Source organism: Gemmobacter caeni (assembly GCF_003054195.1).
Classification (GTDB): domain Bacteria; phylum Pseudomonadota; class Alphaproteobacteria; order Rhodobacterales; family Rhodobacteraceae; genus Gemmobacter; species Gemmobacter caeni.
Genome location: NZ_QBKP01000007.1, coordinates 68183 through 93709, shown reverse-complemented (window position 1 = coordinate 93709; position 25527 = coordinate 68183). Strand labels below are relative to the sequence as shown.

Here is a 25527-nt window from a genome sequence, read left to right as displayed (position 1 = left end):
TTTCATGGCTTCTGTCCCGAACGAAGCAAAGGATGCGATCCGCATCACCAATCTCGTGAAACGCTTCGGCGACTTTACGGCCATTCCCGATCTTTCGCTTTCGGTCCCGCCGGGGTCTTTCCTTGTGCTGGTTGGCCCGTCAGGCTGCGGAAAATCCACCCTTCTGCGCATGCTGGCCGGGCTGGATGAACCGACCGGCGGCGAGATTGCCTTCATGGGGCAGGTCGTTTCTTCGGGAACGGGCGGTGTGGTTGCCGATCCCAGGATGCGGAATGCGGGGCTGGTGTTCCAGTCCTATGCGCTCTGGCCGCATATGACGGTGGCGGGCAATATCGGCTGGCCTCTGAAGGTGGCCGGCTGGGACAGGGCCGCGCGCGAGGCACGGATTGACGAGGTGCTGGGATTGCTGGGCATCGCCGCCCTGCGCGACCGCTATCCGGCGGAAATCTCGGGCGGGCAGCAGCAACGGGTCGCCATTGCCCGCACACTGGCCCCGAAACCCTCGATCCTGCTGTTCGACGAGCCGCTGTCCAATCTGGATGCAAAGCTCAGGATCGAGATGCGCAGCGAGCTGATGCGGATTCACCGGGCGACGGGCGCCACCTCGGTCTATGTGACGCATGATCAGGTGGAGGCCATGACGATGGCCACCCATGTGGCGGTGATGAACCAGGGCCGGGTCGAACAGTTTGGCCCGCCGCGTGACCTGCTGGCACGACCGGCCACCACCTTTGTCGCCACCTTCCTCGGGACACCCCCCGGAAATCTGCTGCCTGCCACCCGTGAGGGCGACATGCTTGTACATGCCGGGGTGCCGCTGGCGCCGGCAGCGCTGGCCGGAAGCCATGACGCGGTGCAGCTGTTCTATCGGGCAGAGCAAATCACCATCGGTCGCGCGCCCGGGCGGCCCATCTTGACGGCAGAATTTTCCGAGGCGGCCCCCATGGCGGGCAAGGTCATGGTGACCGCAGCGACGGGCGCGCTGCGACTGTCGGCGATTGTTGATGATTTTCCCGATGCCCGTCCGGGGGATCTGATCGAACTTGCACTTACCGGCGCGCCGGACGCCGTCTTTGCCGCAACCGGCGAAAGGATCGAATGATGCGCCTTATCCTGATGCGCCATGGCGAAACCACATGGAATGCCCAATCCCGGCTGCAGGGACAGGACAACTCCGACCTGTCCGAACGCGGGATCGAACAGGCCCGCCGTTTCAGCGCCTTCGTGCGGGCGCTGAAACCGGCGCGGGTGGTGTCGTCGGATCTGGGACGCACCCGGCAGACCGCTGAACTGATCGGCCATGGCGACTGTCCCAGCGACGCGCGCCTGCGCGAGTGGGACATGGGCAGCTGGACCGGGCGTACGAAGCCTGATCTGATCGCCGCCGACGCCGAACTGTATCACGCCTGGCGCGCGGGCACGTACACCCCCGAAGGCAGCGAGCCCTGGGCCGTGTTTCGTGACCGGGTGGCAGGGGGCCTGCGCCACTGGCTCGCCGCGGGTTCCGGCGACCTGCTGGCGGTGGTGCATGGTGGCGTGATCCGCGCCGCGCTGGACGCCTTTTTACAGATGCCTCCCGCGCGGGTGATCCCGGTGACGCCCGGCACCGGCACCATCCTCAGCTTCACGCCCGGCGTCTGGGAAACCGCCCAGCTGGAGGGCTACAATATCGGCGCAGTGGTGCCGGATCTTTCCGTCGCAGACTGAAAGGGCCCTGCCATGACCGGCACGTTTGTCATCCTCGATCTGCTCGGGGGCGTTGCCCTGTTGCTCTGGGGTGTGCGCATGGTCCGCACCGGGATGGAGCGTGGCTGGGGTGACCGGCTGCGCGCCTGGCTGGAACGAAGGCTGTCGAGCCGGATCGCAGCCTTCGGTGGCGGCTTGGGTGTCACGGCCATTCTGGGCAGTGCCACCGCGACCACGCTGATCGTGGCCAGTCTTGCGGCTGGCGGTGTTCTGGCGCCTGCCGCCGGGCTGGCGGTATTGCTGGGGGCGGATGTCGGGTCGGCGGCCACGGCTGCGGTGCTGGCCTCTGGATCTTCGGTGGCTGCGATGCTGGCGCCAGTGCTGATCTTTGCGGGTTATGTGACCTTTGGCCGATCCGCCGAGTTCCGCCCACGCAACATGGGGCGCATGCTGATCGGGCTTGGCCTGATGTTGTTCGCGCTGAAGCTGGTGGTCGGCGCAACCGCGCCGCTGCGCGAGGCAACGCTGTTTCACGATCTCCTCAATGCCCTGTCGGCCGAGCCGGTGCTTGCCTTTCTGGCCGGGGCCCTTCTCACATGGATCTGCCATTCGTCGCTGGCAGTCGTTCTGTTGCTGACGACCTTCGTGATGAACGGCAGCCTCGCACCGGATCAGGCGCTGCCTTTCGTGCTGGGGCTGAACTTCGGAGGCGGCCTTCCCGCGCTGACCGCGACGATGGGGCAGCCTGCCGCCGCACGGCAGTTGCCGGTTGCAAACCTGTTGTGCCGGGGCGGGTTGGCGGTGCTTGCCCTGCTGGGCATGGCGCCGCTGCTGCGCGGGCTGGCAGGGATGCATCTGACGCCAGCTACGGCGGTGGCGCAGATGCATCTGGATTTCAACCTGGCTGCCGCGATCATCTTCCTGCCGCTGTCGCACAAGGTGCCGGGGGTGGTGGCGCGGCTGGTGCCGGGTGATCCGCCCCCGGATCAGGGGCTCGCCGCGCCGCGATACCTGACGGTTTCGGCGGCAACCACGCCGCAGATGGCGCTGATCAATGCAGGGCTGGAAACCACGCGCATGGCCGAGATGGTGGCCCGGATGATCGAACTGCCTCTGGATGTTCTGAAAAGCGGCAAACTGGAAGGCCTGCGCGATCTGTCGCCACTGGGGGACCAACTCTCAGCGCATCTCAAGGCGCTTGGACGTTATCTGTCCGGGCTGACAGCCGAAGGCCAGACAGGAGACGAAGCGCGGCGTGCCCGGATGATCCTGCATTACGCAGGCAGCCTGGAACATGCGGGCGACATCATCCGCCGCACCCTGAGCGACCGCGCCCGCCAGAAGGTGCGCCGAAACAGCGTCTTCGACACCATGCAGCAAGACAGTCTGAGCGATCTGCGGGCTGTTCTGACGGGTACGCTTCAGGTGCTGCCCGCAGCACTTTGCTCTGACGATCTGGAGGTGGCCAAGGAACTGGCCAGTCGCAAGGATGTTTTTCGCAGCCGGGAAGACAGGATCATCGCGGCGGATCTTTCGCAGGGATCTTCGGACAGTGCTTCGGCAAAGCTGTTCTTCGACATCTTGCGTGATCTCCACCGTGTCAATTCTGTGCTGGCCGCTGCGGCCTATCCCAGACTGGCCGCCGCTGGCCTCATGCATGGCAGTCGCCTGCGGGAGATGGAGCGTGTCGACGAAGCCGGGATCTCCGAATAGGCGCCGGATGTAAGCATCTGCGATCTCAAGAGATTGTAGGCCCGGACCCGTGCCGCACCCGTGGCTGGTCCGGCAGCTTCGAGCTGCCGGGCCATTCCTGCACAGGAAAGTTCAGAATCCTTCGACGACAATCTTGCCGATCATCCGGCCGGATTCTACGGCGGCATGGGCCTCGCGCATCGTTGCTGCGTTGATGGGCGACAGGGTTCTGGTCAGTGTCGTGCGGATCTCGCCTGCATCGACAAGCCCGGCCACCCGATTCAGAAGCCGGTGCTGTTCGATCATGTCGGGGGTCTGGTGCATGGGCCGGGCGAACATGAATTCCCAGTGCAGGCTGGCCGCCTTGGTTTTCATGCCTCCCATTGGCATCGGCAGGTCGGTATCGTCGATCGCCACGATGCCGCCTTGCGGGCGGATCAGTTCCACGCAGGCAGCCCAGTGCCGCATGTCGTTGAAAATCGCGATATGGTCGACGTGCCGGAAACCCAGCCCGCGCACCTGCGCAACCAGATCCTCGCGGTGATTGACAACATGGCTGGCGCCCAGATCCCGGACCCAGGATATCGTATCGGGGCGCGAGGCGGTGGCGATCACCGTCAAACCCGCCCGTCTGGCAAGCTGGATGGCGATGGAACCAACGCCGCCCGCGCCGCCGATCAAGAGGATCGACTGGCCCTTGTCCGCACCATCGGGGTCAATGCCCAGCCGGTCGAACATTGCCTCCCACGCGGTAATCGTCGTCAGCGGCATTGCGGCGGCTTCGGCGAAGGTCAGTGAGGCCGGTTTGCGCCCGGCGATCCGCGCGTCCACAAGGTGATACTGCTGGTTGGTTCCTGTGCGGGTGATGTCGCCCGCATACCAGACCTCGTCGCCCGGTTTGAAAAGGGTCACATCCGGCCCCACCGCCGAGACGATCCCGGCCGCGTCATAGCCGATCACCCTTGGCGTGGTCTCGGCCTTGTCCTTGGGCGCACGCACTTTGGCATCCACCGGGTTGACCGAAACGGCCTTCACCTCGACCAGCAGATCGTGGCCTTCGGCGCGGGGCATCGGCAGCTCCACATCGACAAGGCATTGGGGGTCATCAACCGGCAGATAGCGCAGCAGGGCGACGGCTTTCATGGCAGTAATCCTTTCCTTCGGGCGGCGGTCGGGCAGGGCCGGTGCCGTGTCATCCATTGCGGGCGTCGATGACGGCGCCCAGCATCGCCCGCACATAAGGGCTTTGCGGGCGGCATTGCGTCCTGGTGAACAGGGCAAGGAAACGGGCGAGCTTCATGGAATTGTCCTCGGTGTCACGGCGGGAATGCCGCATGGGGAACATTACCCCGCGAGGATTTCATGATAATCACCGCATTCAGGCAATGATAATTTGGAATTTCAAAATTCAGGTGCCGGGGGCATGCGGCAGGGCTGTGCCTTGCTGCACTGCGGTCTGAAACCTTTTTTCAAAGAATTCAATGAATGCCTGCACCCGTGACGGAAGCACCCGGTTCGGAGGGCGCACGGCCCAGACGTACCAGTCGGGACCGACGGAATAGTCGGGCAGCACCCGCACCAGACGCCCGGCTTGCAGATGATCCGCGACATCCCAGAGCGATTTCAGGCCGATGCCAAGGCCTTGCAGCAAAGCCTCCGTCACGGCCTCGCCGAAATTGGTGGTAAACCGGCCCGAGACGCGTGTTTCCACCTCGGTTCCCATGGCATCGCGCAGCAGCCAGTTCCGGGTTTCACCCAGAACGATACAGCTATGTGACCTGAGATCGGCGGGCGAGGCGGGCTGGCCTGCCCGTTCAAGATAGGCCGGGGCCGCAACAAGCAGCCTCGGGTTCTGCGCCAGTTTCCGCGCCACCAGTGAAGACGAAGCCAGCGCACCGATACGGATTGCCAGATCATAGCCGTGTTCGATGATGTCCACCATGCTGTCGCTCAGGTCGAGCCTGAGCGAAACCTCGGGGTAGAGCCGCAGAAACTCCCCGATATGCGGCACGATCTGGCTGCGCCCGAAGGCTGCCGACGCGGTGACCCGCAAGTCGCCAAAGACCCGGCTGCGGCTTGATGACATGGCCGCGCGGGCTTCTTCCGCGCTATCGAGGATCTGCCGGGCGTGCAGCAGGAAGGTTTCGCCTTCGGGGGTCAGCGAAACCGCGCGTGTGGTGCGATGCAGCAGCCGGACGCCCAGTTCTGCCTCCAGCGCCTGAATGCGCTGCGTCGTGGCGGTCGGCGAAATGCGCATATCCTCGCCCGCCTTTCCAAGCGCCCCAAGTGCGGCCACGCGGACGAAAAGCTCCAGGGTTTTCAGATCGAATGCCATGGATGATCCGCTTCCTTCGTCACACCGCGCCGCCGAACGCGCAACAGCCTCGCACGGTGACGGCAGGAAGGGCAACGACCGATCCGCCTGCATACCGCAGGACAGATCAGAGACTTCGGCAAGCCGGAGCCCTGCGCCGGTCAGTGGCCAAGGCAGGTCAGCAAGGCACGCCCGGCATCCTCGATATGTGCGGCAGTCAGGCGGGCCGCGCGTTCGGCATCGCCGGACCTGCAGGCGTCAAGGATCAGCCCGTGTTCGTCGACTGCTTTCTGCTGGCCGTCTGTCAGTGAAAGCTGGGCACGCAGATAGCGGTCGCTGAGATTAAGCAGATTTTCGATCACGCCGAGATAGTGCCGTTGGCCGCCTGCGCCATAAAGCGCGCAGTGGAAGCGGCGGTTCTGTTCCATCCATTCCGTCGGCGTGACCGCGCAGGCAAAGGCCAGATGCGCGGTTTCGGCGTCCGACAGGGCCGCTCCGGTCATCTGCCTTGCGGCCTGCCGGATGGCATCGCTTTCGACAAGCGCCCGCAGCCGGAAGATTTCCGCGATCTCCTGCGGCGGAAGATCGGTCACGAAAGCACCCTTGTAGCGCCGTGTCTCAACCAGGCCGAGTTGTTCAAGCCGGGCAATGGCCTCGCGCACCGGGATACGGCTGACATTGAAGGCGGTGGCGATTTCCTCCTGCCGGAGCTGGCTGCCGTTTTCCAGATCACCGTTCACGATGGCCGTGCGCAGCGCCGCGAAAACGACATCCGCGGCGGATCGGGTTTGTGACAGGTCGGTGCTTTCGAATTTCATAGGCCCGATATGCCCCGGATCGCCAAACTTTGGCCAGCGGAACAGGTTATAGCTTGAATTGTATATTGGATACAATATGCAATACCAGCGATTCATTACAGCCGGAGCAGGACATGCGCAGCACGAAGGTCATTCACGTCGTTTCATGCCATGCCGAGGGCGAGGTGGGCGATGTCATCGTCGGCGGTGTCGCACCTCCGCCGGGAAATACAGTGTGGGATCAGCGCAACTGGATTGCGCGCGATCAGGTGTTGCGCAATTTCATGCTGAATGAACCGCGGGGCGGGGTGTTCCGGCATGTGAACCTGCTGGTGCCGCCCAGGCATCCCGAGGCGCAGGCCGCCTGGATCATCATGGAGCCGGAAGACACACCGCCGATGTCGGGGTCGAACTCGATCTGCGTCTCAACCGTGCTGCTGGACAGCGGCATCATCCCGATGCAGGAACCTGTTACCGAAATGGTGCTGGAGGCGCCGGGCGGTCTGGTGCGGGTGCGGGCCGAATGCGCGCAGGGCAAGGCCGAGCGCATCCATGTCGAAAACCTGCCGTCTTTCGCCACGCGGCTGGATGTGCCGCTGGAAGTGCCGGGGTTGGGCTGCCTGACGGTTGATACGGCCTTCGGCGGGGACAGTTTTGTCGTTGTCGATCCGGTTGCTCTGGGCATTGACCTTGTGGCCGGGAATGCGCGCGAGATCGCGGAAACCGGCATCCGCATTACCAACGCTGCCAATGCGCGTTATCGGTTCGAGCATCCGGGGCAGCCCGACTGGACGCATCATTCCTTCTGTCTGTTCGCCGGTCCGGTGTCGCGGCAGGGCAACCAGTTGCGGGCGCAATCGGTGGTGGCGATCCAGCCGGGCAAGCTGGATCGCTCGCCGACCGGAACCGCCGTTTCCGCCCGCATGGCCATCCTGCATGCGCGCAACCAGATGGGTCCGGAGGACCGCTTTACCGGCGTGTCGATCATCGGGTCAGAGTTTCATGGCCGCATTCTTGGCGAAACCCGCGTCGGGGAAATTCCTGCCATCCGGCCCGAGATCAGTGGCCGGGCATGGATCACGGGCACGCATCAGCACATGCTGGACCCGGCAGACCCCTGGCCCGAGGGCTATCGCATTTCCGATACCTGGCCCCGGCTGTTCGGCTGAGGCCAGGGGCCGGTTCAGAACCGGCGCGGGTCGAAGGGGGCGAGCGACAGCGCAGGCGCCCGGCCCGCGACAAGCGCTGCGACCAGTTCGGCGGTTCCGGCGGATTGGGTCAAACCCAGATGGCCGTGGCCAAAAGCATAGATCACCCGGTCAGCCCCCGGTGCGCGGGCGATGACCGGCAGGCTGTCAGGCAGCGAAGGGCGGAAACCCATCCATTGCGTGCCGCCATTCGGATCGAAACCGGGCAGAAACTCGGCTGTCTTGCGCACAAGGATTTCGGCGCGCCTGTAGTTCGGCGGAAGGTTCAGGCCGCCCAGCTCTACCGCGCCGCCGACGCGCAGGCCCTCGCCAATGCGGCTGACGACGAAGCCGTGATTGCTGAAGGTCAGATGGGTACGCAGATCGAAACTGGCCGTGGGGAAGGTGGTGTTGTAGCCGCGTTCGGTGTCGAGCGGGATGCGGTGGCCCAGCGTCCGGGCAAGATGATGCGACCACGCCCCGGCGGCAACGACCACCTGCGCGGCGGCGCGGGGGCCGGTGGCGGTGATGACATCCGCGCCCGCCTCGCGCGGCCTGATCGCACGAACATCTGCCACCTCGATCATCCCGCCTGCATTTACGAAGGCAGCGGCGAGGTGTTCGGTCCAGCGCGCGGGATCGACGGTATTCATCCAGCCTGGGGTAAAGCCTGCATGGGTAAAGCGCGGGTTCAGCCCCGGCTGGATCTCCGCAATCGCCGCCGGGCTTTCCAGCAGGTCGAAGGCGATGCCATGGCGGCGGCGCAATTCCCATGCGGGCAGCGAGGCGGCGAACTGCGCCTGCCCCTCATAGACCTGAAGCTGGCCTTCGCGCCGCATCAGGGGTTCCCCGTCAACGCGCGTGATCAGCCGCTCCAGCGCCTGTTGTGACAGCCGCATCAGCCCTGATTGCGCCTGCACCGCCGCCTCGTAGCGTGAAGGCGCCGTCGCGCGCCAGAAATGCCACATCCACGGCAGGATCTGCGCCGCATAGGCCAGGCGCAGCGACAGCGGCCCCAGCGGGTCCAGCAGCCATTTCGGTGCCTTGCGCAGAATGCCGGGGGTGGCCAGCGGTTCCAGCTCGGCAAAGGCGAAGGCCCCGGCGTTTCCGCGCGAGGTTTCGGCGGCCACGCCCTTGCGATCCAGCAGGCGCACGCGGTGCCCCTCGGCCTGAAGCGCCAGCGCGGCGGTCACGCCGATGATCCCGGCGCCGATGACGATGATTTCCGTTTGGGTGGGATGTGGCATTCCGTTCAGCCATGAAAGCAAAGGAAAACCCCGGCCCTGACGGCCGGGGCTGGGGTCAGAGCACGATGCCCAGCCGGAACGGATCTTCCGCCTGAAAGATCAGCCGGCTTTCCGCCATCACATAGGCGCGGCCGGTGATCGAGGGGATGACCCCGCCATTCGCCCCCTTGCGCCAGGACAGCCGATAGGTGCTGCCGATGATGCTTTCCTGCACGATCTCGGCGCCTTCTGCCAGGCGTCCGGCGGCAGCAAGACAGGCCAGCCGGGCCGAACTGCCGGTGCCGCAGGGCGAGCGGTCATAGGCGTCATCGGGGCACAGCACGAAGTTGCGGCTGTGACCTTCCGGCGTTTCAGGGGGGCCGTAGAAGATCACATGATCGACCGGCATGCCTGGCGCGCAGGTGATTCCCGCCGTCTGAAGCGCCTCGCGCACCGCAATGGTAACCTCGGTCAGCTGACGGATGTTCGGGGCGGTGACAGGGATCGGGCTGGGATCGACAATGAAGAAGCCGTTGCCGCCATAGGCCAGATCGCCGGTGACAGTGCCGACGCCCGCGACCTCGACCGAAACGCCGCTGCGGGTGCGGCGACTTTCGACATTCGTCACCCGAACCGTGGTCGGGTCCAGCAGATCGACCGTCACCACCCCGACCGGCGTTTCGATCCGGTGCTGGCCGATGCCGATGCGGCCCAGATGGGCCAGCGTCACCGCCAGCCCGATGGTGCCATGGCCGCACATGCCCAGAACCGCCTCGGCGTCGAAGTAGATCACCCCGGTCACGCAGGTCGGATCGACCGGCGGAACCAGCAGGGCACAGACCATGGCGGGCTGCCCGCGCGGTTCAAGAATGACCGAGCGGTAGAAATCCCGGTATTCCGTGGCAAGCCGCATTGCCCGTTCGGCCAGAGGCCCGGCCCCGAGATCGGGACCGCCGTCGAGGATCACCCGTGTCGGCTCCCCGCCGGTATGGCTGTCGATCACATGCATTCAGCGATCACCCCGCCCTGACGCGACCATGCGGCGAACCACTTGTTGAACTGATGGAACTGCGCTTCACAGAATTTGGCCTGCGAGGGCGACAGCGCATCGGTTTCATTGATGTTGAGCGCATACTCGCTTTCGCCCTTCAGCACCATGAGATGCTTGAAGTAAAGTACGAGATCGACACCCTCGTCGAATTTGGCCAGCACCGAGAATGCCTCGGCAAACTCGCGCGCGCGGAGGTCGGCTTCGGGGCAGCCCTCGGCGGCGCGACGTGACAGCGCGACCTGAAGCAGCGATTCCTTCGGGAAGATCGTGCCGATTCCGGTGATCGCGCCCACCGCGCCGCATTTGACGAAACCGTGGTAGACCTCGGTATCCACGCCCACCATCAGGATCACCTCGTCATCCTGCGAGGTGATGTGTTCCGCCGCATAGCTCAGATCCGCCTTGCCGCCGAATTCCTTGAAACCGATCAGATTTCTGTGCTCGGCGCGCAGAGCGAAGAACAGGTCGGCCTTGGTTGAATAGCCGTAATAGGGGCTGTTGTAGATGATGGCCGGCACATCCGGCGCCGCGTCGAGGATGGCCTTGAAATGGTTGCGCTGTGCCGCGACCGAAAGCCCGCGCGACAGCACCCGCGGAATGACCATCAGACCGGCGGCGCCGATCTTCTGGGCATGGGCGGCATGGGCCACGGCGGATCTGGTGTTGATGGCGCCGGTGCCGACGACGACCGGCACCCCGGCCTTCGTCAGACGTTCCACGCCTTCCATCCGCTGTTCGTCGGTCAGCAGCGGCCAGTCGCCGCATGACCCGCAATAGACCACGCCGGACATGCCGGCCGCCATCATCTCTTGTCCCTTGCGCACAAGGGCGTCGAAATCGGGCTGACGGTCTGCGGTGCAGGGCGTCAGCAATGCAGGGATCGTGCCCAGAAATACGTCTTTCTTCATCGGAGGCTCCGTTGGTTCGTGGGAAGGGCAGGGGGAACCCCCGCGTCAGATTGTGGCTTGCGTCACCCAGCCGGGGGGCTGGGCAGGTGCCAGCCCGCTGCGCGCCGTTTCGGCGCATTGGGCAAGCGCGCCGAAGCGGATGCTGCGGTTGCTCAGCCCCGGCGCGTAATGGGCGTATTTGCCGGAATTGGTCATCAGCACCTTTGCCTGTGGCGGAAAGACCGGCTCCGAGATCGAGCACCAGCACAGATCGGGAATGATCCTGACGCCCGCGGCTTCCAGCCGGGCCTGCACCCCGTTCCGCCCGATCACTGCAAGTGTGTCGCGGCCAAGCGTGATGATCGTGGTGACTTCGGGATGCACGCGGCTTCCCGCCATCAGATCTGCGAAAAGCGCGCATTCGTCCGCCGAGAAATGCGGGCTGCCAAGCGCAACCAGATCGACCTGCGCCGGACCGCGATTGAAGTCCTGCCAGAGCCGGGCGAAATCGGCAGGGCCAAGCGTCACGGTGTCTGCCTCGGGCGCGGGGGGCAGGCCTGCCTCGGGCGTGAGGCCCGCGACATGCAGCATTGGCGCGGCTGAGGTCGTGCCGAAGGCGGCGCAAAGCGCCTTCAGATCATCCTGCGAAGGCTGCGCCTGTTCCAGCCCCCGGATCCGCGGAATACGGTCCGGTGCGGCGCGACCCACCAGCCAGCCGAGCATGGGCCAGAAGGCATCGTCGGCCCCGTCCGGCAGGGCCACATCGATGATCCGGCGCGGCGCGCGGTTTTCCGGCAGGTAGACCCCGGCAAGCGCGGTGCGTCCGGTCAGCGCGATGCAGAGATCCATGAAATCAGCGTGTTTCACCGTGCGCGCGCCCAGCACGCTGTTGGCATAGATCACCGCATTGCTTTCGGCCCATGCTATGTCTTCGCCCGTGCCGGGGCGATCCTCCAGCAGATAGGGGGCGCAGGTGAAGCTGGGCTTCGCGCCCATCTCGACATAGGCATCGGCCAGCCCCGCAGCCGGAGTGCCGAAGGCAGGAGCGACGCCCTGCACGCGCCAGTTGGCGTGATCCACCGAAATGGCGTTCATTGTGGTCGGAACGCGCACCCGTGCGCCCTTGTCGGCCATGCCGCGGGCAAAGGTCAGGAAGGCCGGGCTGGCGTAGATGCAGCCGTCGATATGCACGCGGCTGACATCGGTCAGGCGCGGGGCGCTCTGCGCACGCGCCATGGTGACGATGATCTCCATGGCCAGCCGCGCCGCCTCGCCATGCTGCCCGTCAAGGAAGGCCCGGTCGGCTGCCGTCAGCTCCAGATCCCGGTCTCCGGCGGGGGCAAGCAGCAGGGTCAGCGCTCCGGCGGTCAGCGCGTCGGGGGTGATGCTGGCGGCAGTTTCGCGGGCCAGCGCATCATATTCGGCGGGGCTGAGACGCAGCACGGCGATGCCATGCCCGAACAGCCGCCCGGCGACCAGTGCGCCCAGCGTCAGGATGTCCTCGCCCTCGCGGAAGATCAGGGCGCGCGGGGCATTCCCTGCGAAGGCCAGACCCAAAAGCACACCGCTGCCGGTGCAAGACCCCCGGCTGGTCGGCATCATCACGATCTGACCGGCAAGCGAATGCCCGCGTTGCGGGTGCAGCGCGTCGATGATCTCGCCCGTGGACGGGTTCACGCCGCCCCAGACACTCAGCCCTTCGTCGCAGACGAGGAGCGGCCCCTGAACCGATGCGGAAACGATCATGGTTGCCATGGTTGACCTCGTTGCCCGTCGAAGACCTGCCGTTTCGCGGATTTCACGCGCAACGGCACCGAAAGGGCCGACTTTGGGATTCTCTTTTCTGCTGGCAGATTGCTAATCTTGCAGTCGCCATGGAAATATGCTTAAACGATCACAACTGGTAAGAAAAGAAAAATATGACGCAAACGGAAAAATCCTTGGACGGCGCCGTCGACTCCGATCAGACCGGGGACGACTGGGAGGCCGAACGCCTGCAGCTGCGGTCGGACCTGGGGAACCGGATGAAATCCGTGCGTCAGGCCTGCGGCCTGACCCTGGAGGCGGCGGCGCAGCGGACGGGTCTTGCCGTGTCGACGATCCACAAGATCGAAAACGGTCGCGTCTCGCCAAGCTACGAAAACCTTGTCCGCATCGCGCGGGCCTATGACATCGGGATGGAGCGGCTGTTCTCGTCAGATCACGAGGCGCATCAGACCACGCGCATGACGGTGACCAAGGCGGGTCAGGGCCGCAAGGTGCGTTCGAAGAACTTCGAATACGAGGTGCTTTGCAACGCGCTGGCCGAGAAGAAGATCATCCCGCTGGTGACCCGTGTCGAAAAACGCGCGCCGCTGAAGCCGTCCGAGCTTGAGGCGCATGACGGCGAGGAAACGCTGTATGTGCTGTCCGGCCGGATCGAGCTGGTGGTGGAGCATTACCAGCCTGTCGTGCTGGAACCGGGCGACTGCGCCTATTTCGACAGCACGCTGAAGCACGGCTTGCGCGCCCTCGACGATGACGAGGCCCGCGTGTTCTGGGCCTGCACTTATATCGACGTGGACAGGTAGGCGCGCGACGCCCGGCCTGCCCACCCACCGCCTTCCTGAAGGAGACTGCCCAAGCATGGCCGAGCCCAATATCCTGTCCTGCGATGCGCTGCTGACGCGTGTCGAAACCATCTTCACCCGTGCCGGTGTGCGCCCCGAAAGCGCCGGGGCGGTGGCCCGTGTGATCGTTGTGGGCGAGCGCGACAACTGCAAGTCCCACGGCATTTACCGGATCGAGGGCTGCCTGCGGGTTCTGGCGGCGGGCAAGGTCGTGCCCGATGCGGTGCCGGAACTGCATGATGCCGGGAAATCCGTAATCGAGGTGGATGCAAAGGGTGGGTTTTCCAACCCCGCATTTTACACCGCCCGCGCCGCGCTGGCGGCCCGTGCCCGCGAAACCGGCCTTGCCGCGCTGGTGATCCGCGATTGTCTGCATTTCTCGGCGCTGTGGCATGATGTCGAGGCGCTGGCCGAGGACGGGCTTGCCTCGCTGTCGATGTGCCCGAGCTATTCCTTCGTGGCGCCTGCCGGTGGGAAGGAACCGCTTCTGGGCACCAACCCGCTGGCCTTCGGCTGGCCGCGCGAGGGCGCGCATCCCTATGTCTTCGACTTTGCGACCAGCGTTGCCGCGCGGGGCGAGATCGAATTGCACCGCCGCGCGGGCAAGCCGATCCCGGAAGGCTGGGCCGTTGACCGCGACGGCAAGCCGACGACCGACCCCGAGGCCGCGCTGGACGGTGCGATGCTGACCTTCGGGGGGCACAAAGGCTCGGCCATATCGACGATGGTTGAATTGCTGTCGGGCGCGATGCTGGGCGAATTCATGAGCAAGGAGGCGCTGGATTTCATGGGCGGAACCGACCTGCTGCCGCGTCACGGCGCGCTGGTGATCGCACTGGACCCGCAGGTCTTTGCCGCCCGCAGTGGCCGTGACCCGATTGCCGAGGGCGAGAAGCTGCTGACCGCCATCGGGGCGCAGGGCGCGCGCCTGCCGTCCGAGCGCCGCTTTGCCGCACGCGACAGGGCGCTGCGTGACGGCATCGCGCTGAGCGATATCGAACTGGCGCAGCTTGATCGTTTCGAGGCCATGGGCCTTGCGGCTGTCGTCGCCTGATCTTTCGCGCCGGAAAGGCGAAATGCGCGGGGTTGCCCCCGCGCCTTTTTTGTTCCGGCCATGAAAGCGGTCAGCGCACACTGGCCAGAAAGGCCCGCGTTTCCGGGTGTTGCGGATCGCCGAAAATCTGTTCCGGCGCACCGATTTCGGCCATGATCCCCTTATGGAAATAGGCCACGCGGTCCGACACGTCGCGGGCAAAGGCCATTTCATGCGTCACGCAGATCATGGTCATGCCTTCCTCGGCCAGCATCTTGAGCGTCTCCAGTACCTCACCCACCAACTGCGGGTCCAGCGCCGAAGTCACTTCGTCGAACAGCATGTAGTCGGGCGACATGGCCAGCGCGCGGGCAATCGCCATGCGCTGCTGCTGACCGCCCGACAGACGCGACGGGAAGGTCGACAGCTTCTCGCCCAGGCCCACATGCCGAAGCTGTTTTTCCGCAATCGCCTCGGCCTCCGCCTTGCCGATCCCCAGCACCTTGCGCGGCGCGAGCGTCACGTTTTCCAGCACGGTCAGATGTGGAAAAGCATTCCATTGCTGGAACACGATCCCAATGTTCTGGCGCAGCCTGTTCAGGTCGGTCGTGCGGGCGTGAACCTCGGTGCCATCGACGAGGATGCGGCCGGTATCAATGGGCTCCAGCCCGTTGATGCAGGTCAGCAGCGTGGATTTCCCCGACCCCGAGCCGCCGATCACGGTGACGACCTCGCCCTTTTCCACCGTCAGGTCAATGCCCTTGAGAACCTTGAGCGGACCAAAGGATTTGTGGACGTTCTGGATCTTAATCATGGGACCACCTTTTTTCAAGATACCCGCCGAAACGGGCCAGCGGGAAGCTGATGAGGAAGTAGAAGGCGCCGCAGATCAGCAGCAGGAATAACGGCTCTTGCAGGCGGGTGATCAGGATCTGGGTGGATTTCAGCAATTCGGTCACCTGCACCACATAGACCAGCGCGGAATCCTTCATTACGCCAAGTGCCAGCCCGATCCACGAGGGCAGCGCGATGCGCGTCGCCAGCGGGGCCACGATATAGCGCATGTCCTGCATCCAGCTCATGCCCAGCGAGCGCGCCGCGCGGCGGGTGGTGGCAGGCACAGCGTCAATGCCGCCGCGCACGATCTCGGCGCAATAGGCGGCAGTGTAAAGCGACAGCACCCCGCAGGCCACGGTGAAGCCCGAAATCTGAAGGCGCAGCACCATGCCCATGAAGGCATTGGCTAGGACAAGCTGGATCAGCAGCGGGACAGAGCGGAAGATATCCAGAAAGAAGGTCAGCGGCAGCGACAGCGTCGCACCAAGCTGCACCCGGATCACGCCGAACAGGATGCCAAGCAGGGTGCCGATGGCCACGGAAATCGCGGTGACAAGGATTGTCATGCCCGCGCCCTTGGCCAGAAAGACCAGATCGGCGGCGGAGAGTGCGGTATCGAACATGGTGGCCCCTCTCAATACCGGAACAGGCGTGCGGCGATGACGCGCGCGCCCAGTGTGATGATCTTCGTGATGGCGTAGAACAGCACTCCGGCAATGGCGAACAGCTCGAAGGTGCGGAAGGTCAGCGCGTTCAGATCCTGCGTGACGCCGTAAAGATCGGCATTCATGCCCACCGTCACACCCAGCGAGGTCATCAGCACAGCCCAGACCATCTGGTTCGTCATCGGCAGGAAGGAAATGCGCAGCATCTGCGGCAGGATGATGTAGCGGAAGGCTTGCAACTGCGACATGCCCAGCGACCGCCCGGCCCGCGTCTGTGTCTCGGGGATGGCCTTCAGCGCGCCGCGGAAATTCTCGGCCAGATAGCCCGCATTGTTGAAGGTGATGCCGATGAGCAGCGAGACGAAAGGGCTGAAGTGGATGCCGAAACTGGCAACGCCGAAATGTGCCATGTAGATCTGGAACAGGGCTGGGGTGTTGCGCGCGATCTCGACCCAGCCGGTTGCGATGGCGCGCAACGGGCGCGCGCCGGACAGGCGCAGCAGGGTCAACAGGATGGCAAGCGCAATGCCGATCAGCATTGACAGCATTGCCACCTCCATCGTCACCAGCGCACCATCCAGCATCTTCGGAAGCCGGGCCAGCGCCTGGTTCCATTGGAAGGTGTAACCGAACATTGCTGTCTCCGGCCTGGGGACGCGGAAGGACAGGCGGGGCGGACTACCCCCCTGTCCTTCCGCCATCCGGTTAGCGATAGGCGTTCGGCACGGTCAGCGCGGGCAGCTCGCCACCAACCCATTTCTCATACAGTTCCGCGTAACGGCCGGTGCGGATCTGCTGGTTCACGAACAGGTTCAGATAGTTGATCAGGCCGTATTCATCGCGGTTGGTGAACAGCGCGACATAGTCGGTGTCGAAGGGCGCCTTGCCGACCACCGAGATGCCCGCAAAGTTGCCGGTCTTGACATTGGCCATGGCAACGGTCGAGGTGGAAACTGTCGCATCCAGCTGTCCCTGGCTGAGCGCGAGGAACACATCGGCCTGCGTTTGGTAGGGGCGGAACTCGCCCTCTCCCCAGGCGGTGACCTGCTGTTCCAGTGCGATGGCCTCGTAGGTGCCCGCGACGGCGCCGACCGTGTGACCCTTCATGTCGTCATAGGATTTGATGCCCGTCGCGTCATTCGCGGTCACCGCCATTTCGAAGGCGAAATAGGGGATGGAAAAGCCGACCGTCTTGGCACGTTCCAGCGTGTCCGAGGTCGAGGCGACGCCGACATCCACGCGCCCCGACATCAGCGCGGGAATACGTTCGGGGAAGGGGGTTTCGACGATCTCTGCGGTGACGCCAAGCGCCTTTGCCAGGTCGTTGCAATAGTCGACGTCAAAGCCCTCCGGCGCGTTATTGGCGTCGCGCATCCCCATCGGCGGGAAGTCCAGCACGACCGCGCAGCGCAGCGTGCCCGAAGCGATGATATCGTCCAGCTTGTCAGCCTGGGCCATGCCCGCAAGGCCGGTCGCGGCCAGCAGGGCGGTGGTCAAAGTCAGCTTTTTCATTTGTTGTTCCTCTCTGTTGATTCTTGCGCGAAGATGACTGGATTTATTTTTTATAGCAAGAATTTTTCTTTTATGAAAAACTATGGTGCAGATGGAAAATTCCTGCTATGCCGCATCCATGATTTAACGCGCTGGTTTTGCGCCATTATATGCAGCCGCCGGAAGCACCCGGCTCAGGCGGGCTGCGTCAATGAAACGCCGTGTGGTCGGAAAAAACCGGCTGTCGACACATGCAGAAGGGGCCTCCCATGACTTTCGCACCCAGTGGCAAACACCTGATCGCCGGCGCATGGATCGGGAGCGAACACACCTTCCTGTCGGAGCCGGCGCATGGTCCGGCGCATGAATTTTCCGTCGGCACCCCCGGACTGGTCGATCAGGCCGTGCAGGCGGCCGAACAAGCCTTTGGCCTTTATGCCCATGTCCCGCGCGCGGCGCGTGCGGACTTCCTCGATGCCATCGCCGATGAGATCGAGGCCTGCGCCGAGGCGATCACGACCATCGGCACGCAGGAAACCGGCCTTCCCGAGGCCCGCCTGAACGGCGAACGCGGTCGCACCACCGGGCAGTTGCGCCTGTTCGCGCAGCATATCCGCGCGGGCGATTATCTGGACCTGCGCCATGATCCCGCCCTGCCGGACCGCCAGCCGCTGCCGCGCCCGGATCTGCGCATGATGCAGCGCCCGATCGGCCCGGTCGCGGTATTCGGCGCCTCGAACTTCCCGCTGGCCTTCTCGACCGCCGGGGGCGACACGGCGGCGGCGCTGGCGGCAGGCTGCCCGGTCGTGGTCAAGGGCCATGGCGCCCATCCCGGCACCGGCGAGATCGTCGCGCAGGCCATCCACGCCGCCATCCGGCGCTGCGGCATGCCTGCGGGCGTGTTCTCGCTGGTACAGGGCGGGCGGCGCGATGTGGGGCAGGCGCTTGTGCAGCATCCCCTGATCAGGGCTGTGGGCTTCACCGGCTCGCTGGCCGGGGGGCGGGCATTGTTCGACCTTTGCGCGCAGCGCCCTGAACCAATCCCGTTCTTTGGCGAACTGGGATCGGTGAATCCCATGTTCCTGCTGCCCGAGGCGGTGGCCCGTCGCGGAGTTGAGATTGGCCGGGGCTGGGCCGCCTCGCTGACCATGGGCGCCGGGCAATTCTGCACCAATCCGGGCATCGCCGTTGTCATGGAGGGGCGGGAAGCGGAGGCGCTGGTTGAGGCAACCCGCGCGGCACTGGCTGAAACCGGCGCGCAGATGATGCTGACCGAAGGTATTGCGGCTGCCTATGCTAGTGGTGCCGCGACCATGGCCGGTCAGGCCGGGGTGCAGGATCTGCTGACCCCGGTGTGTGACCAGCGCAATGCGAAACCTTTCCTGTTCCGCGTCGCTGCTGCCGACTGGCTGGGTAACCATACGCTGTCAGAAGAGGTGTTCGGCCCGCTGGGTCTGGTGGTAACGGTGCGCGATGCGGCAGAGATGGTGCAGGTGGCCGAGAGCTTTCAGGGCCAGTTGACCGCGACGCTGCATATGGATGAAGCCGACGCAGATCTGGCCCGCCGCCTGATGCCGGTGCTGGATCGCAAGGCCGGGCGCATCCTCGCCAACGGCTTTCCCACCGGGGTCGAGGTCTGCGACAGCATGGTGCATGGCGGCCCCTATCCCGCGTCGACGAATTTCGGGGCAACCTCGGTCGGCACGCTGTCGATCCGCCGTTTCCTGCGGCCGGTCTGCTATCAGAACATCCCTGAAAGCCTGCTCCCGGTCGCCTGATCAGACCTGTGCCGGGTGGTTCTGATGCAAGGACCAGGATCGCCCGTCACGGTAGCAATGCGCAGATACAGGGTTCTGCGCCCGGCCCGCACGTCTCGTGGAGGTGATCACAGGTATCTGTGAAAGCTTCGGCATCCCGCAGAAATCCAAACGTGTCTGCCTGACGGGCGGCAGATCGGGGATCAAGCCCTGTTTCCGGTTCTTGGGATTCCGAAGCCGGGGCATGAGCGTCGGCCCTGATTCACCGTTAGTGCGAAGCGGGCCTCTCCGGCTGAGGGCCGTCCTCGCACCTGTCCTCGAGAAAGATCTTGTGCAGCGGCCGTACTTCGACATTCGGGTTGGCGCAGGTTTCTCAGCGCATTCCCGTTGTTTGCGAATTTCACTTCGACATAACAGGTCTTTCGGGCGGGAGCGAAAACGAAAACAGGGGGCGCCTTGCCGCGCCCCCTGTCCGCAAAATCCCGGTAGCTCAGTCCAGCGAGAAGACCACGTTTGTCTGACCCGTGCCCGAGGAGGGGAAATATTCGGTGACGACCTCGCCCCGGCCCTTGTATTTGTCCCAGCCAAGCGCGCCGAACAGCATGACGGTATCGTGCATGTCACCCTCGCCGTCGCAGTATTTCGCGTAATCGGGCAGCATTTGCAGGAACAGCTCTGTCTCGCCGCCCTGCCACATCTCCAGCACGCGGCGGTCCACCACCTCATTGAACTTGGAAGAGATGGTAAAGGTGCCGTTGTTGGCGGCGTAGTCATCATTCGGCCAGATGTGGTGGCTGAGCGAGCCGGAGGCGATCAGCGCGACATCGCTGTCCGAGGCTTCAATCGCTTCACGGATCGACTGGCCCAGTCTGCGTGAGCTTTCAAAGCTGTGGACGGTGCACATGGCCGCGACCGACACCACCTTCAGGCCTGCATCGGCATTCATGTAACGCATCGGAACCAGCGTGCCATATTCCAGGTCCAGACTGTCGACCTGATGGCTGAGCGTATAGATCTCGTTTGCGCGGGCGGTTTCGGCGATCAGGTCGCCAAGTGCCGCGTTACCCTCGTAATCATAAGGCATGTCCTTGATGAATTGCGGGAATTCATGGCTGGTGAAGATGCCCTTGAAGCGGTGATTGGCATTGATGTGATAGGCCGCATTGACCAGCCAATGCGTGTCCAGCACCACGAACGTATCCGCTCCGGCCTCCCGCGCGCGGCGCCCGATCTCGCGGTGACCGTCAATGGCGGCCTGACGGCAACCCTTGAGCGGCCCTTCCTGCTCCGACATCAGCATGGTCGGCACATGTGTGACCTTGGCGGCCAGAACGAGTTTTCCCATCTGTTCCTCCGGGGAAGTTGCGCGTTTCCCGTAGTTCAGAATTCCTTGCGCAGCGCGGTGAGACCGGCGCGCAAGGTGCCGACATCCGATCCAACGGCGAGGAACTCGACCCCCATCGCGGCGTAGGATCGGGCGAGTGCCCGGTCAGATGTCAGGATGCCCGCGGCGCGGCCCGCAGCCCGGATACGGGTCAGCGCGTCGGTGACGGCCGCTTGAACCTCGGCCGCGCCGGGGTTGCCGCGATGGCCCATGTCGGCCGCCAGATCGGCAGGGCCGATGAAGATGCCATCGACGCCCTCAAGCGTCAGGATCTCGTCCAGTGCCCCGAGCCCCGCACGACTTTCCACCTGCAACAGCAGGCAGACCTGATCGTTGGCGGTGGCCAGATAATCGCCCGCCGCCCCATAGCCTGAGGCCCGCGCCAGCGCCGCCCCGACACCCCGCACGCCCTGCGGCGCGTAGAACATCGACCGTATCGCCTCGCGCGCCTGTGCGGCGCTTTCGATCATCGGCACCAGCAACGTCTGCGCCCCGATGTCGAGCATCTGCTTGATCTCGGCACGGTTGTCATCGCGCACCCGCACGACGGGGTGGCTGCGATCTCCCACGGCGCGCAGTTGCGCAAGGATGTCGCGCAGCCCGTTCGGCCCGTGTTCGCCGTCGATCACCAGCCAGTCAAAGCCGCAATGAGCGGCCAGTTCAGCGACAGACGCGTCGCCCATCGAGACCCAGAGGCCGATCTGCGTTTCCCCGGATTTCAGCCGGGCCTTGAAGTGGTTGGTGGGGGCGGGCATGGGCGGAACCTTAGCTGAACGATACGGAAACGGCGCCGAACGGGCCGTAATCGGCGGCGATGCGGGTGCCGGCGGGGCATTCGACCGGGCCGATGAACGACCCTGCCAGCACCACCTGTCCCGCCTCGATCCGTTGGCCGTACTGACCCATGCGGCGGGCGAGCCAGACGATGCCCATGACCGGATCGTCCAGCACGGCGGCACCAAGGCCGGTTGCCACCACCTCGTCGTTTTTCCTGACGATGGCCCCGACCCAACGCAGATCGAACGCCCCCGGCGCGTGACGCTGCGGGCCCAGCACGATCCCGCCATTGGCGGCATTGTCCGACACGGTATCAAAGATCTTGCGCGGCTGTTTCGTCACCGGATCGGTGCGCAGGATGCGGGTATCGAGGATCTCGATGGCCGGGACGACATAGTCGGTCGCCGCCAGCACATCCTCGCGCGTCACATCACCCTCCAGCGGTGCCTTCATCACGAAGGCGATCTCCGTTTCGATGCGTGGCTGGATGAAGCGGCCCGCAGGCACCGCAGCACCATCGGCAAAATCCATGTCGTCATAGATCACGCCGCTGTCGGGCGTGTCGATGCCAAGCGCCTCTTGCATGACCTTCGAGGTCAGGCCGATCTTCCAGCCGATGATCCGCCGCCCCTGTGCGAGCTTTTGCGCCATCTGGGCGGACTGAATTGCATAGGCGTCATCCAGTGTGATGCCCGGATGGCGCAGGCTCAGAAGGCCGCATTGCTTGCCGGTGGCTTCGGCCGCCAGAAGATCGGCGGCGGCCTGCTCGATTTCGGAGGCGCTCAGCATGCCTCGTCCTCGACGCCGTTGCGCAAGGTGCCGATGCCCTCGGCCTCCACCTCGACCACGTCGCCAGGCTTCAGCCAGATCGGCGGATCGAACCGCGCCCCCGCGCCGGTGGGGGTGCCGCAGACGATCACATCGCCCGGCACCAGCGTGCAGAAGGTCGAGAGGTAGCTCACGATATAGCGGAAGTCATACATCATCCGGCTGGTGCGATCCTGCTGGCGCACCTCGCCATTGACGCGCGTGGTCAGTTCGATGTCATCCAGTTGATCGGCGGACCGGAACGGCACCAGCCACGGGCCGATGGACCCCGAGCGATCCCAGTTCTTGCCCTGCGTCACGTTGAACTTGGCGTGGCGCACCCAGTCGCGGATGGTGCCCTCATTGCACAGGGTCAGCGCGGCGATGTGGTCATAGGCATTCTCGCGCGCGATGCGGCGGCCCGCCTTGCCGATTACGATGGCCACCTCGCCCTCGTAATCCAGCTGCGGGCTTTCCGGCGGGCGGATCAGCGGCAGGCCGTGCCCGGTGAAGCTGCGCGGAAAGCGGATGAACATCGACGGATAGGATTTCGCGTCGGTGGTGCCGTCCTTGTACTCGGCGTTGCGGTCGGGAAAATTCACCCCGATGCAGATCAGCTTTTCCGGGTTGGCGACGGGGATCAGGAACGTGACATCAGCCGCGTTGAAGGTGGCGGCGCGGCCATTTGCGGCGGCGATCACCTCTTCCAGCGCACCAGCCTCGATCACCTCTTTCAGGCCCTTGAACCGGGCGCCATATTCGGGCGTCAGATCGACGATACCCTTGTCGGTGACGACGCCATAGCGGTCGGCGCCATGGGTGCGGAAGGCGGCGATACGGGCGGGGATGGATTTCATGGTGCCTCCTTACGCGATGCCGCCGAAGCAGAGATACTTGATTTCGGTGAATTCCTCGATCCCATAGCGCGAGCCTTCACGCCCCAGACCCGAGGATTTGATGCCGCCGAAAGGCGCCTCGGCGGTCGAGATCAGGCCCGTATTGATGCCGACCATGCCATATTCAAGCTGTTCGCCCACCTTCCATGCCCGCGCCAGATCGCGGGTGTAGAAATAACTGGCCAGACCGAATTCGGTGTCATTCGCCATCGCCACCACCCCGGCATCGGTGTCAAACCTGAACAGCGGCGCGACCGGACCAAAGGTTTCCTCGCGCGCGATGGCCATATCCTGCGTGACGCCGGTCAGCACCGTTGGCTGGAAGAAAGTGCCGCCAAGCGCATGGCGCTTGCCGCCCATCGCCACTTTCGCACCTTTCGCGGTGGCATCCGCGATATGTTCCTCGACCTTGGCGACGGCATGGACGTCGATCAGCGGGCCGAAGACGGTGTCTTCGTCCAGCCCGTTGCCCACTTTCAGCGTGGCAAGCCGCGCCGCCAGCTTTTCGGCAAAGACGTCATAGACCCCGGCCTGCACATAAATCCGGTTGGCGCAGACACAGGTCTGACCGTTATTGCGGAATTTCGAGACGATGGCGCCTTCCACCGCCGCATCCAGATCGGCGTCGTCGAAGACGATGAAGGGCGCATTGCCGCCCAGCTCCAGCGCAAGCTTCTTCACCGTTGGCGCCGACTGGCGCATCAGTTCGATCCCGACCTCGGTGGAGCCGGTGAAGGTCAGCTTGCGCACCTTGTCGCTGGCTGTCATCACGCCGCCAATGGCACGGGCCGAGCCCGTGATGACCGAGAACAGCCCTGCGGGCAGCCCGGCGCGTTCGGCCAGAACCGCCAGCGCGAGGGCTGAAAACGGCGTCTGCGAGGCAGGTTTCAGCACCATGGCACAACCCGCTGCCAGCGCCGGGCCAGCCTTGCGGGTGATCATCGCATTGGGAAAGTTCCAGGGCGTGATCGCCGCCACCACGCCGATGGGCTGTTTGATGACGATGATGCGCTTGTCGGGCGCATGGCCGGGGATCACGTCGCCATAGATGCGGCGGGCTTCTTCCGCGAACCACTCGATGAAGGACGCGCCATAGAGGATCTCGCCCTTCGCCTCGGCCAGCGGCTTGCCCTGTTCCATGGTCAGGATGCGGGCCAGATCGTCGGCATTGGCGACGATAAGGTCATACCAGCGACGGAGGATCGCGCTGCGCTCTTTCGCGGTGCGCGCGGCCCAAACGCCCTGCGCCGCCTCGGCCGCCGCGATGGCGGCTTCGGTTTCGGTGGCGCCCAGGTCCGGCACATGGCCGATCAGGGCGCCGGTCGCCGGGTTGGTGACGGCGATGCCGGCTCCTGCGGCCTCGATCCACTCCGCGCCGATCAGCGCGGCCTGCCTGAGCAGCGTTGCGTCCTTCAGCATCGGGGCCTCACGGTGCGATGATGGGCGATGCGCCCAGGGTGGAGGCAACGGGTTCGACACCTGCGAACAGAGAGCCATGCTCGAACCAGGAGCGCGGCGCGGGGGCGCCCCACAATGTCTGGCGTTGCGGGTCTTTCAGATCCCATTTGATCGCTTCCAGATCCGGGTCAACGGTCTGGTAGTCGGAGCAATAAATCTCGATCCGATGGCCATCAGGGTCGAGGATATAGAGGAAGAAGGCGTTGGAGATGCCGTGCCGCCCCGGACCGCGTTCGATATTCGAGACATAGCCCGTGGTCGCCATCAGGTCGCACAGGTCGATGATGTTCAGCGGCGTCGGCACCCAGAAGGCGGTATGGTGCAGGCGCGGGCCGGTGCCATTGGTAAAGGCGAGGTCATGCACGCCGCCCTTACGATGCGTCCAGGCGGCCCAGAGGCGCTTGCTGTCCTCGTCCTCGGTATATTCCGTGACGCGGAAACCGATCTGGTTGTAGAAACCGACCGCCTTGTCCACATCGGGCGAGAAGCAGTTGAAATGGTCGATCCGCAGCGGCTTCACACCCTTGTAAAGCGCATACTTCTGATGGATAGGCTCCAGCCGCTTCATCTGGAAATAGAACTCGACCGGCATGCCGAAACAATCGGTCGTGGCCAGCGTGCGGCCCTGATAGGGGCGGGTGACCCAGGCGACGGCATGGCCCTGTGCCGCGAACCAGGCATGGGCCTTATCAAGCTCCGCCTCGTCATAGACCTTGAAGGACAGGGCCTTCACATGCGCCTCGGGTGATTTGTGCAGCACCATGCAGTGATGCCCGCGTTCCTCCATCGCGCGCAGGTAGACCGTGTTCGCATCCTCATCGGTGATCTGAAGGCCCAGCGTATCGACATAGAATGCTTTGCTGGCGGTCAGGTCCGTCACGCCGAAATCGACATGGCTCAGGCGGATGATGTTGAAGGGCGGATAAAGGTTCGGGGCCGGAATGGGCATGTCTCTCTCCCTTGAAGGTGATGG

The 25527-nt window shown here is 64.4% G+C and carries 24 protein-coding genes; 7 read left to right on the top strand and 17 right to left on the bottom strand.

From position 1 onward, the window contains the following. Nucleotides 1-4: 4 nt before the first annotated feature. The 3 genes from C8N34_RS12315 to C8N34_RS12305 are packed head-to-tail and all read left to right on the top strand — an operon-like array spanning nucleotide 5 to nucleotide 3399. Nucleotides 5-1102 carry an ABC transporter ATP-binding protein gene (locus C8N34_RS12315; protein ID WP_108129099.1) on the top strand — a complete coding sequence of 366 codons (1098 nt, stop codon included), beginning with the start codon at nucleotides 5-7 and terminating at the stop codon, nucleotides 1100-1102. Continuing rightward, the gene (locus C8N34_RS12310) at nucleotides 1099-1707 is read left to right on the top strand and encodes a histidine phosphatase family protein (protein WP_199750674.1); all 609 of its coding nucleotides are present in this window, start codon (nucleotides 1099-1101) and stop codon (nucleotides 1705-1707) included. The genes C8N34_RS12315 and C8N34_RS12310 overlap by 4 nt, the downstream gene beginning before the upstream one ends. Before the next feature lie 12 nt (nucleotides 1708-1719). Beyond that, on the top strand, nucleotides 1720-3399 hold the full coding sequence (locus C8N34_RS12305; protein ID WP_108129097.1) for a Na/Pi cotransporter family protein: 1680 nt from the start codon (nucleotides 1720-1722) through the stop codon (nucleotides 3397-3399). 111 nt (nucleotides 3400-3510) lie between these two features. Here C8N34_RS12305 and C8N34_RS12300 read toward each other — a convergent pair whose 3' ends face one another. The 3 genes from C8N34_RS12300 to C8N34_RS12290 form a co-directional block, all read right to left on the bottom strand. Further along, on the bottom strand, nucleotides 3511-4521 hold the full coding sequence (locus C8N34_RS12300) for a zinc-binding alcohol dehydrogenase family protein (protein ID WP_108129096.1): 1011 nt from the start codon (nucleotides 4519-4521) through the stop codon (nucleotides 3511-3513). 265 nt (nucleotides 4522-4786) lie between these two features. Then, a complete protein-coding gene (locus C8N34_RS12295) occupies nucleotides 4787-5713 on the bottom strand; it encodes a LysR family transcriptional regulator (RefSeq protein ID WP_108129095.1) in 927 nt (308 codons plus the stop codon). A 140-nt stretch (nucleotides 5714-5853) separates the two neighbouring features. Further along, nucleotides 5854-6510 carry a GntR family transcriptional regulator gene (locus C8N34_RS12290; protein ID WP_108129094.1) on the bottom strand — a complete coding sequence of 219 codons (657 nt, stop codon included), beginning with the start codon at nucleotides 6508-6510 and terminating at the stop codon, nucleotides 5854-5856. 113 nt (nucleotides 6511-6623) lie between these two features. On the opposite strand from C8N34_RS12290, the gene C8N34_RS12285 reads away from it, so the two are divergent. Further along, nucleotides 6624-7658, top strand: coding sequence for a trans-3-hydroxy-L-proline dehydratase (locus tag C8N34_RS12285; protein ID WP_108129093.1), 1035 nt, complete (start codon nucleotides 6624-6626; stop codon nucleotides 7656-7658). A 14-nt stretch (nucleotides 7659-7672) separates the two neighbouring features. On the opposite strand, the gene C8N34_RS12280 is transcribed toward C8N34_RS12285, so the two are convergent. From C8N34_RS12280 to lhpI, 4 genes are read right to left on the bottom strand one after another with little or no spacing between them, the layout of a single operon-like run. After that, entirely contained in the window at nucleotides 7673-8923 is a 1251-nt protein-coding gene (locus tag C8N34_RS12280) for an NAD(P)/FAD-dependent oxidoreductase (RefSeq protein WP_108129092.1), read from the bottom strand. A 55-nt stretch (nucleotides 8924-8978) separates the two neighbouring features. Next, complete coding sequence (locus tag C8N34_RS12275; protein ID WP_108129091.1) at nucleotides 8979-9911, bottom strand: 4-hydroxyproline epimerase; 933 nt, start codon at nucleotides 9909-9911, stop codon at nucleotides 8979-8981. Continuing rightward, nucleotides 9902-10861, bottom strand: a complete 960-nt coding sequence (locus C8N34_RS12270) for a dihydrodipicolinate synthase family protein (protein ID WP_108129090.1) — start codon at nucleotides 10859-10861, stop codon at nucleotides 9902-9904. The genes C8N34_RS12275 and C8N34_RS12270 overlap by 10 nt, the downstream gene beginning before the upstream one ends. A 45-nt stretch (nucleotides 10862-10906) precedes the next feature. Beyond that, complete coding sequence (gene lhpI / locus C8N34_RS12265; protein ID WP_108129089.1) at nucleotides 10907-12595, bottom strand: cis-3-hydroxy-L-proline dehydratase; 1689 nt, start codon at nucleotides 12593-12595, stop codon at nucleotides 10907-10909. 164 nt (nucleotides 12596-12759) lie between these two features. Between lhpI and C8N34_RS12260 the strand changes: the two genes are divergently transcribed. Continuing rightward, nucleotides 12760-13410, top strand: a complete 651-nt coding sequence (locus tag C8N34_RS12260) for a helix-turn-helix domain-containing protein (RefSeq protein WP_054302959.1) — start codon at nucleotides 12760-12762, stop codon at nucleotides 13408-13410. A 55-nt stretch (nucleotides 13411-13465) separates the two neighbouring features. Next, complete coding sequence (locus C8N34_RS12255; protein WP_108129088.1) at nucleotides 13466-14503, top strand: Ldh family oxidoreductase; 1038 nt, start codon at nucleotides 13466-13468, stop codon at nucleotides 14501-14503. A gap of 70 nt (nucleotides 14504-14573) precedes the next feature. On the opposite strand, the gene C8N34_RS12250 is transcribed toward C8N34_RS12255, so the two are convergent. From C8N34_RS12250 to C8N34_RS12235, 4 genes are all read right to left on the bottom strand, one after another. Next, entirely contained in the window at nucleotides 14574-15296 is a 723-nt protein-coding gene (locus tag C8N34_RS12250) for an amino acid ABC transporter ATP-binding protein (protein WP_108129087.1), read from the bottom strand. Next, nucleotides 15289-15942 (bottom strand): amino acid ABC transporter permease, encoded by a 654-nt coding sequence (locus tag C8N34_RS12245; RefSeq protein ID WP_054302956.1) that lies wholly within the window; start codon nucleotides 15940-15942, stop codon nucleotides 15289-15291. The genes C8N34_RS12250 and C8N34_RS12245 overlap by 8 nt, the downstream gene beginning before the upstream one ends. 11 nt (nucleotides 15943-15953) lie before the next feature. Then, nucleotides 15954-16619, bottom strand: a complete 666-nt coding sequence (locus C8N34_RS12240) for an amino acid ABC transporter permease (RefSeq protein ID WP_054302955.1) — start codon at nucleotides 16617-16619, stop codon at nucleotides 15954-15956. Between the two features lie 70 nt (nucleotides 16620-16689). Further along, nucleotides 16690-17496: an ABC transporter substrate-binding protein gene (locus C8N34_RS12235; protein WP_054302954.1), complete on the bottom strand. Its 807-nt coding sequence runs from the start codon at nucleotides 17494-17496 to the stop codon at nucleotides 16690-16692. Between the two features lie 248 nt (nucleotides 17497-17744). On the opposite strand from C8N34_RS12235, the gene C8N34_RS12230 reads away from it, so the two are divergent. Beyond that, nucleotides 17745-19253: an aldehyde dehydrogenase (NADP(+)) gene (locus C8N34_RS12230; RefSeq protein WP_108129086.1), complete on the top strand. Its 1509-nt coding sequence runs from the start codon at nucleotides 17745-17747 to the stop codon at nucleotides 19251-19253. A 469-nt stretch (nucleotides 19254-19722) separates the two neighbouring features. Here C8N34_RS12230 and hpaD (C8N34_RS12225) read toward each other — a convergent pair whose 3' ends face one another. The 6 genes from hpaD (C8N34_RS12225) to hpaD (C8N34_RS12200) are packed head-to-tail and all read right to left on the bottom strand — an operon-like array spanning nucleotide 19723 to nucleotide 25503. Further along, nucleotides 19723-20577, bottom strand: a complete 855-nt coding sequence (hpaD, locus tag C8N34_RS12225) for a 3,4-dihydroxyphenylacetate 2,3-dioxygenase (RefSeq protein WP_108129085.1) — start codon at nucleotides 20575-20577, stop codon at nucleotides 19723-19725. A 35-nt stretch (nucleotides 20578-20612) separates the two neighbouring features. Further along, the gene (locus tag C8N34_RS12220) at nucleotides 20613-21371 is read right to left on the bottom strand and encodes an aldolase/citrate lyase family protein (protein ID WP_108129084.1); all 759 of its coding nucleotides are present in this window, start codon (nucleotides 21369-21371) and stop codon (nucleotides 20613-20615) included. A gap of 10 nt (nucleotides 21372-21381) precedes the next feature. Continuing rightward, nucleotides 21382-22182: a 2-oxo-hept-4-ene-1,7-dioate hydratase gene (gene hpaH / locus C8N34_RS12215; protein WP_108129083.1), complete on the bottom strand. Its 801-nt coding sequence runs from the start codon at nucleotides 22180-22182 to the stop codon at nucleotides 21382-21384. Then, nucleotides 22176-23057, bottom strand: a complete 882-nt coding sequence (locus C8N34_RS12210) for a fumarylacetoacetate hydrolase family protein (protein ID WP_108129082.1) — start codon at nucleotides 23055-23057, stop codon at nucleotides 22176-22178. The genes hpaH and C8N34_RS12210 overlap by 7 nt, the downstream gene beginning before the upstream one ends. A gap of 9 nt (nucleotides 23058-23066) precedes the next feature. Then, a complete protein-coding gene (locus tag C8N34_RS12205; protein ID WP_108129081.1) occupies nucleotides 23067-24515 on the bottom strand; it encodes an NAD-dependent succinate-semialdehyde dehydrogenase in 1449 nt (482 codons plus the stop codon). A 7-nt stretch (nucleotides 24516-24522) separates the two neighbouring features. Then, nucleotides 24523-25503, bottom strand: coding sequence for a 3,4-dihydroxyphenylacetate 2,3-dioxygenase (gene hpaD / locus C8N34_RS12200; protein WP_108129080.1), 981 nt, complete (start codon nucleotides 25501-25503; stop codon nucleotides 24523-24525). Between the last annotated feature and the right edge of the window lie 24 nt (nucleotides 25504-25527).

What these genes read in the sequence shown, in the direction of transcription:
- C8N34_RS12315 (WP_108129099.1), top strand. Translation starts at nt 5, where the DNA reads ATGGCTTCTGTCCCGAACGAAGCAAAGGATGCGATCCGCATCACCAAT.
- C8N34_RS12310 (WP_199750674.1), top strand. Translation starts at nt 1,099, where the DNA reads ATGATGCGCCTTATCCTGATGCGCCATGGCGAAACCACATGGAATGCC.
- C8N34_RS12305 (WP_108129097.1), top strand. Translation starts at nt 1,720, where the DNA reads ATGACCGGCACGTTTGTCATCCTCGATCTGCTCGGGGGCGTTGCCCTG.
- C8N34_RS12300 (WP_108129096.1), bottom strand. Translation starts at nt 4,521, where the DNA reads ATGAAAGCCGTCGCCCTGCTGCGCTATCTGCCGGTTGATGACCCCCAA.
- C8N34_RS12295 (WP_108129095.1), bottom strand. Translation starts at nt 5,713, where the DNA reads ATGGCATTCGATCTGAAAACCCTGGAGCTTTTCGTCCGCGTGGCCGCA.
- C8N34_RS12290 (WP_108129094.1), bottom strand. Translation starts at nt 6,510, where the DNA reads ATGAAATTCGAAAGCACCGACCTGTCACAAACCCGATCCGCCGCGGAT.
- C8N34_RS12285 (WP_108129093.1), top strand. Translation starts at nt 6,624, where the DNA reads ATGCGCAGCACGAAGGTCATTCACGTCGTTTCATGCCATGCCGAGGGC.
- C8N34_RS12280 (WP_108129092.1), bottom strand. Translation starts at nt 8,923, where the DNA reads ATGCCACATCCCACCCAAACGGAAATCATCGTCATCGGCGCCGGGATC.
- C8N34_RS12275 (WP_108129091.1), bottom strand. Translation starts at nt 9,911, where the DNA reads ATGCATGTGATCGACAGCCATACCGGCGGGGAGCCGACACGGGTGATC.
- C8N34_RS12270 (WP_108129090.1), bottom strand. Translation starts at nt 10,861, where the DNA reads ATGAAGAAAGACGTATTTCTGGGCACGATCCCTGCATTGCTGACGCCC.
- lhpI (WP_108129089.1), bottom strand. Translation starts at nt 12,595, where the DNA reads ATGGCAACCATGATCGTTTCCGCATCGGTTCAGGGGCCGCTCCTCGTC.
- C8N34_RS12260 (WP_054302959.1), top strand. Translation starts at nt 12,760, where the DNA reads ATGACGCAAACGGAAAAATCCTTGGACGGCGCCGTCGACTCCGATCAG.
- C8N34_RS12255 (WP_108129088.1), top strand. Translation starts at nt 13,466, where the DNA reads ATGGCCGAGCCCAATATCCTGTCCTGCGATGCGCTGCTGACGCGTGTC.
- C8N34_RS12250 (WP_108129087.1), bottom strand. Translation starts at nt 15,296, where the DNA reads ATGATTAAGATCCAGAACGTCCACAAATCCTTTGGTCCGCTCAAGGTT.
- C8N34_RS12245 (WP_054302956.1), bottom strand. Translation starts at nt 15,942, where the DNA reads ATGTTCGATACCGCACTCTCCGCCGCCGATCTGGTCTTTCTGGCCAAG.
- C8N34_RS12240 (WP_054302955.1), bottom strand. Translation starts at nt 16,619, where the DNA reads ATGTTCGGTTACACCTTCCAATGGAACCAGGCGCTGGCCCGGCTTCCG.
- C8N34_RS12235 (WP_054302954.1), bottom strand. Translation starts at nt 17,496, where the DNA reads ATGAAAAAGCTGACTTTGACCACCGCCCTGCTGGCCGCGACCGGCCTT.
- C8N34_RS12230 (WP_108129086.1), top strand. Translation starts at nt 17,745, where the DNA reads ATGACTTTCGCACCCAGTGGCAAACACCTGATCGCCGGCGCATGGATC.
- hpaD (WP_108129085.1), bottom strand. Translation starts at nt 20,577, where the DNA reads ATGGGAAAACTCGTTCTGGCCGCCAAGGTCACACATGTGCCGACCATG.
- C8N34_RS12220 (WP_108129084.1), bottom strand. Translation starts at nt 21,371, where the DNA reads ATGCCCGCCCCCACCAACCACTTCAAGGCCCGGCTGAAATCCGGGGAA.
- hpaH (WP_108129083.1), bottom strand. Translation starts at nt 22,182, where the DNA reads ATGCTGAGCGCCTCCGAAATCGAGCAGGCCGCCGCCGATCTTCTGGCG.
- C8N34_RS12210 (WP_108129082.1), bottom strand. Translation starts at nt 23,057, where the DNA reads ATGAAATCCATCCCCGCCCGTATCGCCGCCTTCCGCACCCATGGCGCC.
- C8N34_RS12205 (WP_108129081.1), bottom strand. Translation starts at nt 24,515, where the DNA reads ATGCTGAAGGACGCAACGCTGCTCAGGCAGGCCGCGCTGATCGGCGCG.
- hpaD (WP_108129080.1), bottom strand. Translation starts at nt 25,503, where the DNA reads ATGCCCATTCCGGCCCCGAACCTTTATCCGCCCTTCAACATCATCCGC.